A 20162-nucleotide genomic window follows, 5' to 3' on the forward strand; every position below is an offset into this window, starting at 1 on the left:
ACTGGCTTCAGTATTCCAGTATCATTTCATAAGCTTCAAATTCATTTACATGACTGTTAATTTTACAAGATACAGCCATCGCTGTACTGTTATGTTATTAACGCTCTGTCTGGCCCTCCTGTCCCTACCTGGCATTGCGCAGGTAAACCCTGCCACCACAAAAATTACGGTAGCCGGCTTTGTACGGGACGGATCCGACGGAAATCCACTCCCGGGCGTATCTATCAGTGTCTCCGATTCCAAATCAGGCACCATCAGCAACGCCGATGGCAGCTACTCCGTGAAAGTAAATCCAGGCAGCCTGCTCACCTTCAGCATCGTGGGCTACCTGCCACATTCCGTTACCGTAAAAGAAAATAATGCACACCTGAACATCACCTTACCGGTAGACAGGAAAGCATTGAAAGATGTGGTGATCATCGGTTACCAGGAAACATCCCGTAAAACGGTAACCGCCGCCGTAACCTCTATCAATCCTAAAACCCTGCTGGATGTTCCCACGCCCACCTTTGATGCATTATTGCAAGGCCGCGCTCCCGGACTGGATGTACAAAACTACTCCGGAGAACCCGGCGTAAGAAGTAACGTGGTAATGCGTGGTAACACCGCCGTAAGCCGTAACATCAACAGCAATCCCGCCGATCCGGCCGGAAAGGCCAGCCTGGCCCGTGCTTTGAGCGGTCCCCTCTACGTTATCGACGGGGTACCACAAACCACGGAAGATATTGCCGCCATTAACTACGGCACCGGCACCAACACAGACGTCATGGCCGGTATTGCCATCAACGATATTCAAAGTATAGATATCCTGAAAGATGCATCCGCCGCAGCCATCTATGGATCAAGAGGCGCGGGCGGTGTCATCATCATCAAAACCAAAAGAGGCATCTCGGGTAAACCCCGGGTCGACTTTGCCACCTATCACGGCTTCACCGAAAAACCACAACTCGATAAAGTGGTGATCGGTGCAGAAGAACGCCGGGCAAAACTGGACCTCATCAAACATTACGGTAACTGGGGCAATCTCCAGAACCTGCCGCAAATCCTGACAGATAGCCTCAACCCGGCCTTTAACAACGCTAACAATTACCTCGGTGGATTGTATCGTACTGGTCGCGTTGACAACTACGATGTATCTATTTCCGGTGGTAACGATCTCGTTAACTATCGCTACGGACTCAACTATTATGATGAGCAGGGCATCGTGAGAAAGTCAGGTTTAAAACGCTACAGCTTCAGCAGCAGCACCGGCCTGAATCTTTCTCCCAATGTAAAAATCTCTACCCAGATCCGCTACTCCAAACTGGACCGTCCCCGCTCTATCAGCGACCTGTCCGGCGGCTTCGGCGCTTTCAACGGCGGCTACTACGCTTCCAGCCCACTGCCTACTTCACTGATGTACATGACCGATGCATCACGTGATTTTATTTTCGGCAGCGGCAGCAGTGCCACCGATCAAAATACCAACGACAACCTCTCCATCAGCCCTGTGATCGACTGGCGCATTTCAAAGAAATTCAATTTCAATACCGTCATCTCCTTCACACAAACCAATAGCCGGATGGACGCCTATACACCCGGTATTGCCAGAAGAGATGGCACCGGCGTAGCTACCAGCTTCACCGATAAATCCAATAACTACTTAATGAGCAACACCCTGCAATACACCACCAATGTAGGGAAAAACAATACCATCAACTTCCTCGCAGGACAGAATACTGAGTTCTGGGAATATCGCGCTACCTATTCCACCGCCATTGGTATTCCAAATGACCAGATCCATACGGTGACGGTATTGAACAAAGACCTCGCAGACACCCGTTCAGATTTGCTGCAAAGCGGTATCCAGTCGCTGTTCCTGAGAGCCAACTACAGCTATAAAGAACGCTACCTGTTATCTGGTGTCATCACCGCAGATGCCTCTTCCCGTTTCGGTAAAAATAACCGTTGGGGATATTTCCCATCTGTATCTGCCGGATGGATCATCAGCGATGAACCAGCACTGCGTTCCGCATCCAACTGGCTTACCATGCTGAAACTGCGCGCCAGCTATGGCGTTACCGGCCGTCAACCGGATGGAGGCGATAACTACCTTTCTTATAATACTTACAACATTGGCGCCGGCTGGTTCCCGGGTAGCGTAAACCCTGCTACAGGCAACAACTACGCCTTTGGTTACAATGGCGTTCCATCCGTAGCCCTCAACTTCGATAAAGGGTTGACCAATAATAACCTGAGCTGGGAAAAGAATGCGCAAACCAACCTGGGACTAGATCTGAGCCTGTATAACGGCCGGTTCAATGTAGTGGCAGATGCATATGTAAAGAAAACCAATGGTGGTATCTTTAACCTGAATGTACCTGTTACCACTGGTTATTCTATTCTCACGGCCAACGCTATTGGTATCCGCAACACCGGGATAGAGCTGCAGCTGATTGCCAACGTATTAAAACCATCTTCCAAATTCCAATGGCAGGCATTATTAAACCTGGCACATAACGATAACCTGATTACTTCGCTCCCTAACGGCGGCCGCGATATTTACCTCGACAAATACCTGCTGCGCCAGGGGCAGCCGCTGAACTCCTACAACGTGTTCCGCAAAACAGGCATCTATAAAACAGATGCAGATGTACCAGTAAATAAAGTCACCGGGCAACCACTGAGTTTCTATGGCTATCCATTCAAAGGAGGCGATCCTATCTGGCAGGATTCCAATGGCGATGGTATCCTCGATGCCACCGACTATGTTCCTGCCGGTAATCCAAACCCCAAAGTAACCGGCGGTTTTGGTAATACCTTTAGCTACAAAGGCTTTAGCCTGTATGTATTCTGCACCTTCACCGCGGGCAGAAAAATATTCAACGACTACCTCGCCGGTAAATTATCACAATTGATCCCGACCGACGATGGCGATCCGGATCCTTACCATTCTATTTCCACACACGCCTTGCCAGACCTGAGCAACATCAATTACTGGAGAAATCCCGGCGACAATGCCGAGTATCCGATGCTGAGCTCTGTATCCGGTACCCACTATAAATATGCCATGGTGAGTTCTGCCTGGATAGAAAGCGGCGCTTACTTCCGCGTGAAAAATGTGTCGCTCTCCTACTCCTTTAACCAGGGCGTGCTGGATAAACTGCACTTCAAACGTTTACGGATATACGCTTTAGCAGACAATGTTTATCTCTTTAAACAATCCAAAAACATTCCTGATCCTGAACAGGTAGATGCGTTCGGCGTATATAGTGGCAGCGGCTATCCCATCCCTAAAAAGTTCACACTGGGACTGGATCTGAGCCTTTAAACCATCAAAAATCACATCATGAAAAAACAACGTTTATATATTGCATACGCCGCTGCGGTGCTTTCAGCCACCACACTGGTATCTTCCTGTTCCAAAATACTGGACCTGGAGCCACATAACTCTACTTTTACCGGTGCCTATTTCAGCAGCGAGTCCGATGCTAAAACCTCGCTTTCCGGCGCTTATGCTATTTTGCGGAACATCCTGATTCGTGACAACTCCTGGCATAAATACGGCGATGTAGTATCCGGCGAATTAAGTATCGACGGCGGAAGAGACAACGGCAATTACAATATCTCCAACGGAGAATACACCGGCCTCAATGTGGGCAGTAGTAACTGGAACTGGCAGCAATACTACCAGTTACTACAGCAGGTAAACCTGATCATCAACAAAGTGCCGGGTATTCCCGACAGCAAGTTTGCGTCTATAGATACCAAGCGGCATGTGATCGGGGAAGCCTACTTCCTGCGTGCCTTCACCTATTTTTATATGAGTAGAATATGGGGAGATGTGCCACTGAAGCTGCAACCCGATCTGGACGTATCCACTGCAAAGAATATCGCCAGAAGCCCGGCGGCTGATGTATGGAAACAATGCCTTGCAGACCTGGAAGCGGCCAAACCTAACCTGGATTTTGGTTATGAAGGCAATGAAACAGATCGTGCTGTAAGAGCCAACAAAGGCAGTGCATTTGCTTTACAGGCGCATATCCTGGCGTGGAAAGGCGACTATGCAGGCGCTGCTGACGCTGCCAATACCGTGATTACCAGCGGAGGTTATTTACTGGCAGATGCCAGCAACTACGCCAAAGTATTTATTGGAAAATCGCAGGAAGGCATCTTTGAAATCAACATCAACGATGCACAATCGGAAGGCCTTTCCCTGCAAAACAATAGCGGCATGGGCGTTACCCTCAGCATGCCTTTCATTGATGGCAAAAGCTATATTGAATGGCCGGTGAATACCAACATGGTGAATTATTTATACGCCGACAGCTCCATCGACATCCGCTACCGGACTTTCTTCTATAATGCCCAAAGCAACCAGGGACAGATTATCAAATTTGCCAACATCACTTACGCGGACGGCTCTACGAAAAAAGATCCCCGCCTCAGCAATAACCTCATCATATTCCGGCTGGCAGACATCATACTGCTAAGGGCGGAAATGCTGAATAAGCTGGGCCAGGATGGCGACGCCCTCACCCTGCTGAATAAAATACGCAAGAGAGCTGGTTTAGCCGATGTCAGCGACACCGGAGCAGATCTCGAAACCGCTATCCTGGAAGAACGCCTGCGGGAACTGTATTTCGAAGGGCATGCCTACTACGACCTTGTACGCACCAAAAAACTACCGGACTATAATGAACATTTTCCCAGCGCACAATTCCAGGGCGGAGCGCCCACCGGTGGCTGGTTGTGGCCTATTGATCCCGGCATGTTCAAAGACGACTACACCCTGGTACAAACGCCTTACTGGAGAGGTAAACTTTAATCCATCAAAAAACATTGTATGAAACATAAATTATTTCCGGCCTTCATCGCACTCGTTTGCATTGCCCTGTTCTCCTGTAAAAAAGAGTATACTATTGGCGGCAGTGTACATGATCCGCATGTAAACATGACCACTTACGATTACCTTAAAAACAATCCGCTATTTGATACCGTGGTGCTGCTGATTGATAAAACAGGATTGAAGGATGAAGTCAATGCCAGCGGTACTTTCTTTGCTTTCACCAACTATGCATTAGATAATTACATCCGTGTAAAACAGGAACAGCTGCGGGTATCCCTGGAGCAACCCAACCTGGTATACACCTTCGACTCGCTGGATTTTAAAACGATGAAAGATTCCCTGCGCGCCTATCTCTTCAAAGATAAAATCACACTCGACAAAGCTACTAAAACAGGTAAGCTGTATAAGTCGAACGATGGAGAACTGCGATTAGTACAAGGCATCACTTCCAGCGACTATACCAATGGCGGCGTGTTTACACAATACCCGGTATACCTGTATCTCACCAAACTGATTCCTAAACCAGGCAGACCAGTACCCACCGACGAGTCCGGCCTGCCCAACCTGACACCCGACCAGTATTTACAGACCCGTTGTCAAACAACCGGCATTCTTACTACCACGGGGGTATTACACGTGTTGAACAATCAACACACGTTCACCTATTTCGCGGATCTGTTTAACTGAGTTTTTATCCTAACGCAATCACCATGAAAAAAAATATAAAAACCGTTGGCGCAATACTGCTGGCAGCCACCTTTGCCGCCAGTTGCGAAAAAGTAGAAAAAGGCTATCTCAGCGACCAGGTACGCTATGTAGATAATCCGATCCGCATTAACCGCGGACAGGTACAGCAAACCTCTCCAGTGAGTAACGACGGATCCAGCGCGCCTGTTGTATACAAATTGCTTGATATCCGGGACGTAGAAAAACACCAGCATGCAGATACCGTGTATGCTAAATTTGACCGCTACGAGTGGACCGGCTTGTTTGATCCACAGAAAGATACCACGGTAGAATTATTGAATAAAAAGCGGCAGAAAGTAAACAAGCCCTCCTGGGATTTCAACGAGCATACCGGCGCCTTTACTTTCTATGGTACTTCCGTAAAGATACCCGTGGGCACTTACGAATTTGATATACAAGCAACCAATGAACACGGCTCAAAAGTGTATAAAAACATTGCCACCTTTACCATGGTAGATAAAGCCCCTTATGACATCGGTGATGGCGGGTGCGCCTGGTTCAAAGATGGTACCACTACCAGCGGCGATTTGGGCGCTCCTATTGTTACCATCAAAAAGGTAGCAGATGAAGGCACCAACATCATCCTGAAAATTGTGGATCAGAAGGGCACACCGTTCAATCCGGCTAAGGGTGAAATCATTCGCAGAGGCGACCGCAGCGACTTCCAGACGTATGCACAATTCCATCCGCTAACGCTCACGGATACTTCCATGGTGTGTAATTTTGAAACCACACCGTTTCCTTTGCTGCAAAGTGGTTATGGCTACCTGATCTACTATCGTATACCCAGTGCGTTTGTAAAAATAGATCCGGGCTATACGCCCACTGCCGATCCGATATACAATGTAAACCCACGGTTCCAGTTTCATATTTACCAGGAAGGTACGTATGAGGTGACGGTGCAGGTAAAACATGCAACGAGGAAATAATTGAAATACCCGGAATAAGAAAGCCTTCCCATTTAGCGGGAAGGCTTTCCTGTTATAATGAGCTGTTTATTTGCCATGCCTTTCAATATCGGACTACCTATCAAACGGCCAGGTATCCACCAATGTCCACGGACCCTTTTCAAAGCGCCACCACTGTACCCCAATCGCCTGCACCTGCGGTGGCTGAAAGTCTGCCAGCAGCTTTTCATACACCCGCTGCGCCTTCCAGTCTGTTACTTTATTCATGATGGTAATATGCGGCTGCAACGGCTGCTGATCCCGCCAGATCAACTGTGAGCCCCACTCCTGTTGCAACGACTGATGCCACGCCTGCAACGGCGCAGCAAACAACGTACAGGCGACACCGTGAGGATACCGTTGTAATCCTGTCACCTCCAGGGTAAAAACACCTGGGGCAGGGATGGTATCAAATGCGTGCCTACCGCGGTATACATCTGCCGGCAGGCGATGAAATAATGTCAGATGCGCTTCCACCACATTTGCATATGCCGGATACCAGGTACGGCGTAGCTGGTTGAAGTAACCGGTAGCATCGGGCGACAACTGTAAAGTAAGAATCAGGGGGGATGTCATGTACACAAAAATAAGTAAAGAGGGCATTCCTATGCTTTGGCACAAGCATAAAAATACCCTCCTGGTGTACATAAAAACTGGGATAGGATAGACAAATCGGTTCCTACTCTGCTACGCGGGCATGATAGGTTTTATTTTCTTTCGCCATTACCTCCACGTAAGAAATCATATTTCCGTTGTGATCTGCTTCATGACGGGCGGTAAAGGCAGTATGATCAATCATTATTTTGTGATAATCTCCTGCAAAAGCAGCTCTCCATCGCAGCATCTTTGTGCCCTGATGTCGGAATGTAGTTTGCTTTTCCTGGTGATTGACCGCGATCAACGTGTTTAGTACCCGGAGATTGTTTAATGCAGCAGTGCTGCCTTTTTTGCCCCGGTAAAGTGTGGTGACGCTTTGCGTGGTTGCATCGGGGGTGATACCCATTAACCCCCTGGTCATACCTTCCAGCACTCCGAAAGATACTTCGGGATACTCCCGTCTTGGAGTAGCCGGATTGGTGAGCCATAAGATATACGCAGTGGCTTGCTCCCAATAGCCTTCCTTATACAATATCGCCGGCAGGTAAGAAGTGGTTTCCACATTCCAGGTAGCAGCTGTCAGGTGTTCAATGGTTTTACGACGACGCGTTGCATCATGCAGTGCATCAAACCATAACAGGAATACTTCCCCCTCTCCTACACCAAACTGGCCGGCACTATTATACCAGGTATAATATCGGGCGGCAGGTTCATTCCACCAGCGTTCCATTTGCAAGCGGTATTGTTCCGCCGTATGCCGCAGCTGTGCTGCCTTAGCGGTATTTCCCCGCAAATCGGTGATAGACGCATAGGATAGTAATCCCCTGTAGATGGTGGCGATGAGATCGATGCCCATTTTCAGGTCGTCCACGTTTTCTACATAAGATGGCAGGCCTCTGCAGGTATGAAAATTATCACGGGGATTGAAAGGCACCGGCGCATTGGGATGTATAGCCCTTGTCAGCAACGAATCCGGCTGCAGGGTCCATTGACGGATATATTCATCAACGGTTCTGTCGAAGAAATTGGTCAACACCGGGTCTTTGATGTATGCAGCATTGCCGGTCCAGTTGTATAGGCGCCAACAGGCCGTTAGTATGTCAAAGTTCGCATTCAGGTTATACCAGAAAGCGGTGTCATTCCGATAATCTTCCGGAGCGGGCTTTGCATACTTGTTGATTTCCCAGTAAGAACACCAATCCTTGCTTTTTGAAATATGCCTGGCAAAAGCGCCGATCATGTTCCTGTTTTCGGGATTCAATCCGTATATCTCCGCACCAATGGTTTGGTGTGAAACATCGCGCATGCAAAATGCAGCGCGGGAAGGTAAAGCAGCTTCATACCAGGGGCCTACCGGATCGGCAGGCTTTCCCCGGTAATGCTGTACCATGTTTCCGGCCCATTCCCAGGCGCGTTGTATAGCAGTATCTGAAGAGGTAAAAGTAGCCGGTGTTTGTGCAGATGCTGTACAAACACCAGCTGTCATCAACAGCGTCAGCAAACCTGTTTTCATGATTAATTATATCCTGGATTTTGTGGCATATTGGTTCTCCTGATTTCCTCTCTTGGAATCGGTAACAGGTAATGTTGTGGTTTGAATACCCTGTCCTGCACTTTCATGTAGGTATAGGTTTTGGAGCCATCAGCATTCTTCACAATCTTTACGCCGCCTAAAGGTTTATTTTCTGTTATGTCTGCAATTTTCCAGCGACGAACATCGTAGTAGCGATGACCCTCCAGGCACAATTCCACCTGGCGTTCGTTCTGTATTTTTGCCAGCAGGGCTGCACCGGTTAAACTGCCGGGGAGAGTACCTGCAATACCCGTGCGTTGCCTTAACAGATCCAGGTAATGCCGCGCTACATCGCTATTGCCGAGGTGATACTGCGCTTCTGCATAGTTTAAGTAGATTTCGCCCAAACGGGAGATCACCCAGAATTTATTCGTTTGTGTTTCCACGTTAAAGTTGAAAGTAGTATCCTGGTATTTCCGGAAGCTATACCGTGTCAGGCTGGCATTCCAGGTATCCCAGCCTTGTTGGGAGTCCAGCCCACCTTCATACATTTCAGCCACATTGCTATGACCAGCTGTGTAGCGGTCTTTGAAGAAATCAGGTCTGCCGTAAGGTCTGCCATCAAAAATAATATCGCTGTAAAACCGTGGATCCCTGTTTTCATAAGGTTTCTGTGGATTGTAGCCGGAAGTTGGATCGGTGATATCTTTCCCGTCGGCGGTACCGAAAGCGTCTACCAGGTTCTGGCTGGGCGCAAAAGATGACCAGCCATGGAAACCACAGGGGGCCAGGAACATTTCCGCGCCCTGGAAAGAACTCCATTGATACTTTTTGTTTCCCATACGGGCCATCAGTATTTCGGAGTTCCACACGGTAAAAAGATTCTCATAACCACCGGTAAACAGTTGGTACTGGGGCAGGTCGATGATAGCTTTAGCCGCATCAGAAGCCTGTTTCCATTTATCTGCGTTATCGGTGGTATTCCATTGTGGACTGGCAGCATATAACAATACTCTCGACTTCAGTGCCATGGCAGCGGCTTTGGTGGCACGCCCCAGGTTGGCGGAACCCGAGCCATAGTTCACCGGTAATACAGCGGCAGCAGCATCACATTCCGCTACAATAAAAGCGACACAATCTTCAAAGGTACTACGCGGTGTTTCAAACTTGCTGTTGAGATCAAACGGTTGTTTTACCAACGGCACGCCGCCATAATCGCTGACCAGTTTGAAATAACCATAGGCCCGCAGGTAAGTAATTTCTGCTTTCAGGCGGTTACGCGTAGCATCATCTCCAGGTACTGCATCTATTTTAGACAGGAAGAGATTACAATCCTGTATTCTTTTGTAGGTTTCATCCCAGATATCAAAGTTGTTGAGATTATCAGGGGTGAGTGAACCGGAGTTCATGATAGACGCATTATAGTCGTCAAACCGGTTAAATGCTTCATCACAGGCAGAGGAGAGCGCCCAGGTACGGTTACTCAGTTTATCCCAATAGTGACCGGGATTAGGTAATATGCTATATTGGAAATCAGCAAAAGCTTCTGCCAGTTTCATGTCTTTCCAAACCAACTGATCTGAAAATGAATCCAGTGGTACTTTATCCAGCACGTTCTTCTGACAACCCAGGAATAACATCGTAGCCATTAATGCAGTACCTATTTTCAAGTATATTCTTTTCACAACGATAAATTTAAATGTCCATAAATCTGATAAAATGGATTACAACCCTATGTTGATACCTGCCCGATAAATCCTTGTTTGCGGATAGTTGATACCGGTGATATTGTCAGTTTCAGGGTCACGGTTAAACTTCTTCATTTTGTCGATGGAGAAGAGGTTGAACCCACTCACAAACACGCGGATATTTTGTATACCGATACGGCCATATAAATTTTTTGGAACGATATAAGACAATTGCGCGGATTTCAGACGGATAAAAGAAGCATCTACCAGCCAGAAGTCAGCATAAACGGAGTTGCGTGGATCCTTTGAGTTAAATGCTCTTGGATAAGCCGCATTTGTATTATCGGATGTCCAGCGGCCATCATATAACCATTGTGGAGGCGCTACAACAGAACCTTGCATTTGCGGCAAAACCATTTGTCTCGCTTCTGTTTGACCAGCCCACACCAGGTCCAGTGCAAGTCCTTTGTATTCAGCCCCCATGGTGATACCAAAAACAACTTTTGGTGTAGCTGATTCCGGAACTCTTACCTGGTCATCAGCGGTAATAGCGTTATCGCCGTTTTTATCTATCAACCAGAGATCTCCCGGTTTTGCACCTGCCATATGTGGGGAACTCTTTATTTCATCGTCTGAACGATAAATACCTTTTGTTTGATACACTTTCCAGGAATTAATCGGCAGCCCGGTGGCACGTTGATAATCCGGGATGTTAGCTGCTTCATCACTGAACAGTACTTTATTTTTAGCATACGTAAAATTAGCGCCTACATTGAATTTCACGTTCTGAACATTACCATTGTAATTCACGATAAAGTCGAAACCCCTGTTGAGTGTCCGGCCAATATTTTCAGCCGGTAATGTCAACCCCGTATACAGTGGAATGGAAGCGCTACGGGGGGCGAGGATATCTTTACGCAGGTTGTGAAAATAATCTGCAGTTACACTCAGCCTGTTATTGAAGAACGTGGCATCTACGCCAAAGTTTTTGGTATCCTGCTTTTCCCAGGTGATGTTGACATTAGGAATAGAAGCCAGGAATAAGGCGGTAGACTCTGCATAATCGCCACCAAAGTAGGTATAATATTCCTGGGCCGGGCTCCAGTAAGATCCTGGCATATTACTTACCAGGGAGTATCTTGCCATGTACATGTATTTGTCTACTGCATCACTACCCATGATACCCCAGGAAGCGCGCAACTTCAGGTTGTCTACAAAAGAAACATGGTCTTTAAAGAATGATTCTTCGGAAATCCGCCAACCTAATGATAAAGAAGGGAACATCCCCCAGCGTCTGTTGCTGGGAAAGTTAAATGAACCATTATAACGGCCCACCACTTCCGCGAGGTATTTATCTGCATAGCTATAAGCGATCCTTCCCAGGTAGCTTTCGCGGCCATCCTGGCTGGCGCTTCCATTGGCAATCTGATCAGCCGCACTGCCGGCAAACAACTGATCCAGCTTATCACTCACCAGGTTTTTCCGGTATGCAGAGGTCATTCTGTAAGTAGAAGTAGTTTGTTCATACCCTGCAAAAGCATTGATACTGTGTTTTCCCAAAGTCCTGTCGAATGCTATTTTATAGAAGTACGTATTCTCATTGTAGGATCTTTCGTCCTGGTACAAGCTGATAATGGCCGTACTGCTTTTCATGTTGTTATAGGTATTGGTAGACAGGCTATAGGTATACGCATCCCAGGGTTTTGTAAAATTCTTTTCGCTGCGCTGACGATAGTCGAATGCCGCGTAACCACTTACAGACAAGCCTTTCAGAATAAATGGCAATTGCCAGTCGAACCCGATTTTAGGTTGTACATAGAGGTCTGTTACTTTATCATAACCTGTTACGGAAGATGTCATCAGGTAAGGGTTTGCTCCGCTTGCAATACCGGCGGAAGGCAGGCCGTTGGTCCAGTGCACAGGAATAAAGGGATACATGCTCACTGTTTGATGCAGGATGTTACTCACGGACTGTCCCGGATAAGTACGGTCTTCTTTCCTGGCGGCGATATCGAAGGTCAGTTTCAGATTTTTAGTTACTGATGCATCAATATTGGAACGGATGTTATAATTCCTGAAACGTTCATCACTGTTACGCCAGTTGCTTTGCTGATCCAGGTATTGGCCGGAGACAAAGAATTTCACGGCTTCGCCACCACCTCTGACAGACAGACTATGGCTGGTTTGCGGTGCATTTTTGCGGAACACTGCTTTCTGCCAGTCGGTGCTGGTATAGTTAGGATCATTACCGGCTTTGTATTTGTCAATGTCTTCCTGTGTATAAGGCAGTGAAGTACCCCGGTTTGCAGCCAGCTCATTATAATAGGTCATATACTGCCAGGAGTTCACACGGTGTTCCATCCTGGTCAGTTGTTGGATATCGTAGGTACCTTCGTAAGATATAGTTGGCTTACCGGCCTTTCCTCTTTTGGTAGTGATCAGGATGGCGCCATTTGCGGAGCGCACACCATAAATTGCTGCAGAGGCGTCTTTCAGCACGGTTACGCTTTCTATATCATTAGGGTTGATACGATCGATATTACGATCCGGGATACCATCCACTATAATCAATGGTGCAGTACCTCCGCTGAATGAGTTGGTACCTCTTACAGATAAGGAAGAAGCATCATCGCCCGGGCGGCCGGAGCGGTTGTTGGCAATTACGCCGGGAACATGGCCTGCGAAGGCGTTGGATACGTTACCGGAAGGCACCTTCGTGATTTCCTCTCCTTTGATAGTGGCAACAGAACCAGTCAGCGTGGCTTTCTTTTGTGTGCCATAGCCGACTACTACCACTTCCGTTTGCTGCGTCGTAGCAGCTTTCAATACAACGGTCACGCGTGTACTCTTTCCAATTACTACTTCCTGTTTCTCCATACCAATGAAAGAGAACACCAGTACACCGGATGTATTGTCCGGTACACTGATCTGGAATTCCCCGTTTTCTTTGGTCACCACGCCGGCAGAGGTACCTTTCAACTGTACCGTAACGCCTACCAGCGGTGCACCGTCTTCGCCGGTCACGCGGCCATGGATAACAGTGGCAGCAGCGGCCAGCATTGCATCATTGGTTGAAGATGGTGTAAGCGAAGGTTTACGGACAATAATCGTTTTGTCGATAATGTCATAAGTCACCGGCTGGTTTTTGAATGCCAGCTTCAGTACTTCTTCCACGTTGGCATGGTTTACTTCGATGTTTACCCTGGCGGTGTGTTCCAGCAGGGTGTTGTTATACACGAAGTTATAACCATTTTGCCGGGTAATTTCTTTGAATACCGTGCTGAGAGAGGCATTCCTCAGCGAGAGGGTAATCGTTTGGGCATTCGTGGCGGCAGCCGCCTGCATCAGGAATGCCAGTAACAGAAACGATGTCAGCTTCATTGTCAATCTGATTTTGGCCCATAATCCCGTTGGTGTCCGGTGCTGTGTGACATAACAGCCTTTCAAAAAAGTGGAATTACAAAGAACATTTTGCATACTTTTGTCAGTGTTTGGATGTAAACAATTAGCAGTCCCGAGATGATTGTATAACTGTATTGATCCAACAATCCGCCGGGAAGTGCCGCAAACACTGCCCGGTTTTTTGTTACATCAATTTCTTCGTGGAACCAGATCCTGGTTTTATTTTTTTACGATGATTTTTCTTTCATTGATCACAAAATGAACGCCCCCGCTTAGTTCCATGAATTGCAACAATTTTGCTAATGGAACATTCCGGGACATCTCCATACTATAGGTATCCGTAATTTTATCTTCAAAGGTGACATCTACGTCGTACCAGCGGCTGATCTGGCGCATGATAGACTGCAACTCCATATTATTATAAGAAAACCTGCCTTCTTTCCAGGCCATCAGTGTTTCTATATCGGCATGAGGTACTATGGTAATCTCTTCTTTTACCTGGGCCTGCTGACCAGGGCTGATCACTGCATTCTTTCCCAGATGTGATACCATTACTTTCCCTTCCAGTAATGTGGTATTGATGGATGCTTCGTCCGTATAGGCGTTCACGTTAAAGTGGGTGCCCAGTACTTTTACTTCCAGTCCCCGTACCTTTACTTTGAATGGTTGGTTGTCCTGTTGTGCTACCTCAAAATAAGCTTCACCTGTTACCTCCACTACCCGCTCCGTGCCGGTAAACGCAGTCGGGAAATGCAGCGAGGAAGCGGCATTCAACCATACTTTGGTACCATCCGGCAATACCACCTGGTATTGGCCACCACGTGGTGTGGACACCGTGTTATAAGTTACTTCTCCTGATTGCCCATTTAATTGGTAAGCCAACTGCCCGTTCTGCAGCTTCGTTACCGACGTGGCTCCCTGTTGACTCAGCGTACCGCTGGCGGCGCTGTCCAGTTCAATACGACGGCCATCGCCCAGCGTTAGCATGGCTTTGTTACCACCAGGTAATACCATCATTTTTGCAACTGGTGCAGCAGGGGTATGTTTGGCACCACCACGTTGCATCAGCAGGTAACCCGCAGATCCTGCCACAACAAGCACCAGGGCAGCTACCGCCACCTTCCAGTTGCCGCGCTTTTTTACGGGCAACAGCTCTTCTGCCTCCGTGGAAATGGCTTCCTGACCGGCTTTCCGGAGGATCTGCTGAAAGATATCATCTTGCTGATCCTTACCAGTACTACCGGTAAATTTCCCGCTCCTCAATGCCTCTTCTATTACCGATAGCAGCGCTTCATCGGAATCCTGCTTACGCAACTGATCTATTAATCCCTGCAGCTCTGCTGCGGAAAGGCGATTATCCAGATATTGCTGTAGCAGTTCTTTTAAATGTTGACTATCCATTTGAAAACAAAAAGGTGAACGTTACTATAAAGACACCGGAAAAAAGGAGAGGTATGAGTGGAAATGAAAAAAAAGTTATTTTTTTTCAGGAAGCCCCAAAAGTAGCGGGAATAAAAACACAAAGCAGTAATATTTCCAGGAAACAGTAGTGACGGAGATAGTCGCGAATAACGTGTAGCGCCTTATTCATATGGCTTTTCACAGTATGCCGGGAGATATGGAGGGTATTGGCAATTTCTTCCTGGCTCAGTCCATGATGGCGGCTGAGGGAATAAATAGCACGCTGTTGTTGGGAAAGATGTTCCACGGCCAGTGCTACCTGCTTCTCCAGTTCATTACACAGCAAATGCTTATCCGGTGTGTCTGTGGCAGGCATGGTATCTGCGGCATCCGCCAACAGGTGATCCACAAATGCAACTGTCTTTATTTTTTTCCGGAATGCATTGAAGATATGGTTACGTGCTACCATAAAAAGATAGCCTTCAAAATTTTCTACGCCGGCCAGTTTCTCTCTTTTCAGCCATAGTTTTATAAAAACATCCTGTGCCATCTCATCGGCCATGGCAGCTGATTTGGTCAGGGCTACAGCTACGCCGTATACGGTATCCCAGTATTGGTCAAAGAGTACCCGGAAGGCCGCTTCATCACCTTCTGCCACCTTCTTTAAAAGGGACATCTCATCGTATAACCTCGCAAGTGACAATAAATCTCAGTAATTTTCTTGTGGAACCAGTTAGATACGCAATCAATAATTTTGGTTGTTCAACTCCTTAGGGTTAAATGTAAATCTAAATGCAAGGTGCTTATTTGCAAAAATTATCCTTTTATCATCACATATTAACAGATAGCTTTTAGCCATTAGCTTTTAGTAAATGCAGCAAAGAATATCATCTGTTAATCTTCGCTGCATTTACTAAAAGCTAATGGCTAAAAGCTATTGCAAAAATTGGCGTACTAATACTTCCCACTCCTGTTCCTGGCTATAGGCGGGCCTTTGAGTACCTGCGCGGCGATACCAGTAACCGGCATTTGATTCATCACCTTCTACCCGATGCAAATAAGCATGAACGCGTGCGGCATCTGTTCCTGGTAAATCATCTACCAGGTCATGTGCTTTCTTCCAGTTGCCTTTACCTTCGTACCACAACGATTCCAGGAATACTGACAATGAAGTGGGCGGATGCTCCTGCTGTAAAGACTGCTTAAATTCATTAAAATCCATGTCGTTTTTTTTTCCGGCCGATATATAAAAAATGGGAGTTAAATATACATCAGCGTTCTCCAAAATGCTATCTAATGATGTTAAATTAGCGCATATTTCAAGATCTGTTGTCAAACACATCTATTTTATAGCAAATTTCTTTTTCTCCCTATTTTATCCTAATTTTTCATAGCTATCTGTATTGCAGCTGGCCCCCAAATTATTGCTTCGTTCGCATGTACTTATGACACTACTCACTGATGATAAGAATGCTTTTATAACCCCATATTCTATTTGTTAACACTCAAAACAGCAGGAGTCTGCTAAACATTATGGAACTCATTGTAACTGTTAAAAAACTTAACCGAAGAAATCGTGTACCTGTCAAACTTAGCGACAGAGACAGTATTGTAGGTACCGTATTACAGGGATTTAAATTTGAAGGGACGGAAGTACCCAACATCACCGATCCTGCGCTGGGCCACTGGTACGAGAGTACAGACGGCTACTTTTACTGGGGAGGCGGATTAATGCCGCTGCCGGCACCTCCTACAGTTCACATCGCCAACCTGCCCATTAACTTACCGGATCATTATCTGTTGGGAACGGATTTGTCGCACTACAATTCGCAGCCCGACTGGAACGCCATCACCCAGGCAGGTATCAGCTTTGCCTACATTAAAATTGGAGAAGGCGTAGGCTCTCCTGATCGGAAGGCAGCTATTCATGCAGCCAATGCGGCCAACGCAGGACTTAAAGTGGGTTATTATCATTTCTGCCGGCCCGATACCCGCAACGGCGGTACGGTACACTCAGATGCCACCGCAGAAGCAAATGAAGCCATTGGCTTAATGCAGCACCTGCCCCCTACCGTTTTGCCACTGGTACTGGACCTGGAAGACGAAGTATCCTGGGATACGCCCCTGCGGCCAAGAGATTACGAAACCTGGATAACCACGTTTATCCACCTGGTTACACAATCTACAGGCATCATCCCCATGATCTACAGCCGGAAAGAGTACCTCGACCGGAAACTCCCCGGTGATCATGCTTTGGGCCAATACAGGTTATGGCTCGCGGCTTATTCTGTGAGAGATACCAATAACTTAATATGCCCCGCAGGATGGCAGGACTGGAATATGTGGCAGTTCACAGGAACCGCACACGTTGGTGGGAACCGTACCCTGGATGTAAACATCCTGAAAGACCTGACCCTGCTGACGCCCTGATCACGGCTTCCCAGCAAACATAACAACAGCTACGTTCTTCCAATAGCCGGCTCTTTTATCGCCTGCCGTTAGGAGCCGGCATTACTATACCTGCAAATAATTTGCTTATAAAATAGCTACTTCCTGGCAATGATGACCAGGTCGGTGTATGGAGTACCGTCGGCCCCCTGCGAGGCTTTACGGGTAATTGATAAGATGTGAAAATGATGGGCCTCCAATGCTTCAGTAAGATAACCGGCTTCATGGTAGTACATGTAGGTGCTGTCGCCGGTGGTAACAGAATGTTTAATACCCGACTTGCTGTAATCATCTTCCATTGTACTGATATACAACACACCATTGGCATTTAACACACGGGCTGCATCTGCAATAAAAGTAATGGCTTCTTCTCTGGAGAGATAAGGAAGGCCGAAACCACACAGGATGGCATCGTACGTATTTCCGAGTTGGCCAATATCCCTGGCATCCATTACCTGAAACGTAGCGGTGGGATTATTGATCTGCGCAAGACGGATCATGTTGGGAGCAAAATCGGTACCCAGTATTTGCAGCTCCGGCCGCTTTGCCAGCAGGTACTGCGTAACATTACCAGGTCCGCAGGCTACTTCCAGCACCGAGGCACTCCCCTCCCGGATACTGTTGCAGAACATATCAAAGGTGTCTTCATAGCGACCGATATCCCTGTATTGTTCCTGGTATATCTCCGCGTGTTTATTAAAGATCTCAGCAGGTGGTAAAGGCTTTTTCATATAGGGAAGATAGCTAATAAACAGCAGAAAAGCTACTGTAGCGAATAACGGGGTGATTATTCGCTACAGCAGCCTACCGCTTATCGGTATTCGCGGGTTTCAATTACCTGGGTACGCGCAGCCATATCCCCTACCTTCCTGCCATCCTTGGTGGACAACAACACAATAGGTTCAATGAGCCAGCCTATATAGGGAATGCTTCCTAATACCATGGAAACGATGTTGCGTATAGCCGACGCTCCTTTTGTGCAAGGCATATGGTTATCTGTATTGATCACCATTAAATTCATAACCCGTTTTCCCCAACTTTGCCCCGCTCCCAAACCATCTTTAATCAGCGCATATGCCAGTGGAATAAGTACCAGGACAATCAACAGCACGAAAGCCCCCACCCCGGTCACCACGTCTGCACGTTCCATTTTAGAGAACGCGACATACCCTATAAAAACAGCAGGAATCGCCAATAACGCCGTAAACAAAGAGTCCAGCAGATTAGCAACAAACCGGCCGCTTAAAGAGGCTTTTGAATAAGTAGTGTTGGCGATATCATCCAGGTGCAGATCATAGTCCTGCGGACTTTTACCGCCGCCTGCACTGGTATAACCAGCGGCGCTTCCGGCAGGGACCTGCGGGTCTAAATCGCCACCGCAGAATTGGCAGATTTTAGCTCCTGCCTCAGCGGGAGCGGTACATTTTGGGCAAATTGCGCTCATAAATATATTGGGATAGAAATTAAACAGTACGAATACCAAACATACACCATGAATTCCAGCTTTCCAATAAACATACGCACGGCATATGAAAGGCTGCAATAACCTCTTTATTGAATGCGTTATTCTTCAATGTAAAAATCGATACTTTTTGTTAATGTAGACTCCACTATTTCTTTCCCATTTGCCACATTGATAATTTGTGCTTTCAGGGTAATAGCCGTGTTGCCTGTTTCGTATAAGAGGAAGGCGGCTTTGTATTTCCCATCTTCACTTATGATGGCCAGATCCTGCGTTTGTTTAAATAGCTGTCCTTCAGCAGAGGTAACCGTTAGCCGGACTTTTCTGGCGATATACTCACTGGTCTTCTTCCCGGTAATATCTACCACGACCATGGTCTGGTTAGAAATCCCTGCAGCATCTCCTCCGCCAATGACAGTATTACGCAGGTCTAACTTGCTATTATCAACGATGTTTTCAGACAGTTTACCGATCACATCATCTTCTCCCACGGCCCTGCTGCTGTTATAATACATATAGCCCTGCATACCGGTGATCTTGTAAGGACCATTGGCTGCAGATAAAACGGGTTCCTTCCCCGCTTTATGTGCAGCTTTTACCGAAGATTTGGTGACCGGATGCTCCTGCGCAGAGGCTACCTCCGGTACGCCCGCAGACTTGTGGGTGGACGTATATTCAAAGCAACCAATCCCTGCGCGGATCACGAGGAACATAAACAAGCCGAGTTTCCAGCTACTGTTCTTTACCTTCACCATCAGTACTACCAAAAACAACAGGGTGATACCTTCTGTTATATAACCGGCATACTCCACCCATTTCCCGCCGGAAGGATTTCCACTGTTGTAAGCAGGAAAAATATAGTGCTGCAGCAAATAACTGAACAGGATTACTACGTGTATCCATACCAGTAAGCCAAACAATCCACGGCCGTTTTCTTCAGGGGTTTCCTCCGGGAAATCCTCGTAAGAGATGGGGGCAGCAGGAGGTGTTTCGGGTAGTGGCGCCTGAAATGGTATTTCCTTTTCTTGTACAGCTACCGCTTCCGGTACTGCTAACTTTGCACCGCAACTTCTGCAGAAATGCGCGCTGTCTTTATGAAGCGTATTACAATTCGGACAATTCATCATAC

15 protein-coding genes are annotated in these 20162 nt (G+C 47.2%); 5 read left to right on the top strand and 10 right to left on the bottom strand.

Features of this window, described 5'->3' with window-relative positions; all coding sequences use genetic code 11:
- Positions 1 to 49: 49 nt before the first annotated feature.
- From J7623_RS13435 to J7623_RS13450, 4 genes are read left to right on the top strand one after another with little or no spacing between them, the layout of a single operon-like run.
- Positions 50 to 3310, top strand: a complete 3261-nt coding sequence (locus J7623_RS13435) for a SusC/RagA family TonB-linked outer membrane protein (protein ID WP_291920817.1) — start codon at positions 50 to 52, stop codon at positions 3308 to 3310.
- A gap of 18 nt (positions 3311 to 3328) precedes the next feature.
- Positions 3329 to 4807, top strand: a complete 1479-nt coding sequence (locus J7623_RS13440; protein ID WP_291920818.1) for a RagB/SusD family nutrient uptake outer membrane protein — start codon at positions 3329 to 3331, stop codon at positions 4805 to 4807.
- 18 nt (positions 4808 to 4825) lie between these two features.
- Entirely contained in the window at positions 4826 to 5515 is a 690-nt protein-coding gene (locus J7623_RS13445; RefSeq protein ID WP_291920819.1) for a hypothetical protein, read from the top strand.
- 23 nt (positions 5516 to 5538) lie between these two features.
- The gene (locus J7623_RS13450; RefSeq protein ID WP_291920820.1) at positions 5539 to 6504 is read left to right on the top strand and encodes a DUF5007 domain-containing protein; all 966 of its coding nucleotides are present in this window, start codon (positions 5539 to 5541) and stop codon (positions 6502 to 6504) included.
- 93 nt (positions 6505 to 6597) lie between these two features.
- Here J7623_RS13450 and J7623_RS13455 read toward each other — a convergent pair whose 3' ends face one another.
- From J7623_RS13455 to J7623_RS13485, 7 genes are all read right to left on the bottom strand, one after another.
- Positions 6598 to 7098 (bottom strand): 2'-5' RNA ligase family protein, encoded by a 501-nt coding sequence (locus tag J7623_RS13455; protein WP_291920821.1) that lies wholly within the window; start codon positions 7096 to 7098, stop codon positions 6598 to 6600.
- Positions 7099 to 7201: 103 nt separating this feature from the next.
- Positions 7202 to 8632, bottom strand: a complete 1431-nt coding sequence (locus J7623_RS13460; RefSeq protein ID WP_291920822.1) for a hypothetical protein — start codon at positions 8630 to 8632, stop codon at positions 7202 to 7204.
- A 2-nt stretch (positions 8633 to 8634) separates the two neighbouring features.
- Positions 8635 to 10317 carry a RagB/SusD family nutrient uptake outer membrane protein gene (locus J7623_RS13465; protein ID WP_291920823.1) on the bottom strand — a complete coding sequence of 561 codons (1683 nt, stop codon included), beginning with the start codon at positions 10315 to 10317 and terminating at the stop codon, positions 8635 to 8637.
- A 39-nt stretch (positions 10318 to 10356) separates the two neighbouring features.
- Positions 10357 to 13701 (bottom strand): SusC/RagA family TonB-linked outer membrane protein, encoded by a 3345-nt coding sequence (locus tag J7623_RS13470; protein ID WP_291920824.1) that lies wholly within the window; start codon positions 13699 to 13701, stop codon positions 10357 to 10359.
- A 240-nt stretch (positions 13702 to 13941) separates the two neighbouring features.
- Positions 13942 to 15123 (bottom strand): FecR family protein, encoded by a 1182-nt coding sequence (locus J7623_RS13475; protein WP_291920825.1) that lies wholly within the window; start codon positions 15121 to 15123, stop codon positions 13942 to 13944.
- 85 nt (positions 15124 to 15208) lie between these two features.
- Positions 15209 to 15799: an RNA polymerase sigma factor gene (locus J7623_RS13480; RefSeq protein ID WP_291920826.1), complete on the bottom strand. Its 591-nt coding sequence runs from the start codon at positions 15797 to 15799 to the stop codon at positions 15209 to 15211.
- A gap of 258 nt (positions 15800 to 16057) precedes the next feature.
- Positions 16058 to 16345 carry a hypothetical protein gene (locus J7623_RS13485; RefSeq protein WP_291920827.1) on the bottom strand — a complete coding sequence of 96 codons (288 nt, stop codon included), beginning with the start codon at positions 16343 to 16345 and terminating at the stop codon, positions 16058 to 16060.
- A gap of 311 nt (positions 16346 to 16656) precedes the next feature.
- Here J7623_RS13485 and J7623_RS13490 point away from each other — a divergent pair, with 311 nt between their 5' ends.
- On the top strand, positions 16657 to 17553 hold the full coding sequence (locus tag J7623_RS13490) for a glycoside hydrolase family 25 protein (RefSeq protein ID WP_291920828.1): 897 nt from the start codon (positions 16657 to 16659) through the stop codon (positions 17551 to 17553).
- Positions 17554 to 17669: 116 nt separating this feature from the next.
- Here the strand turns inward: J7623_RS13490 and J7623_RS13495 are convergent, their stop codons facing one another.
- The 3 genes from J7623_RS13495 to J7623_RS13505 form a co-directional block, all read right to left on the bottom strand.
- Positions 17670 to 18302, bottom strand: a complete 633-nt coding sequence (locus tag J7623_RS13495; protein WP_291920829.1) for a class I SAM-dependent methyltransferase — start codon at positions 18300 to 18302, stop codon at positions 17670 to 17672.
- Between the two features lie 80 nt (positions 18303 to 18382).
- Complete coding sequence (locus J7623_RS13500; protein WP_291920830.1) at positions 18383 to 19015, bottom strand: RDD family protein; 633 nt, start codon at positions 19013 to 19015, stop codon at positions 18383 to 18385.
- A gap of 119 nt (positions 19016 to 19134) precedes the next feature.
- Positions 19135 to 20160 (bottom strand): zinc ribbon domain-containing protein, encoded by a 1026-nt coding sequence (locus J7623_RS13505; protein ID WP_291920831.1) that lies wholly within the window; start codon positions 20158 to 20160, stop codon positions 19135 to 19137.
- Between the last annotated feature and the right edge of the window lie 2 nt (positions 20161 to 20162).

Origin of the sequence: Chitinophaga sp., assembly GCF_017745275.1 — a bacterium.
Taxonomy (GTDB): domain Bacteria; phylum Bacteroidota; class Bacteroidia; order Chitinophagales; family Chitinophagaceae; genus Chitinophaga.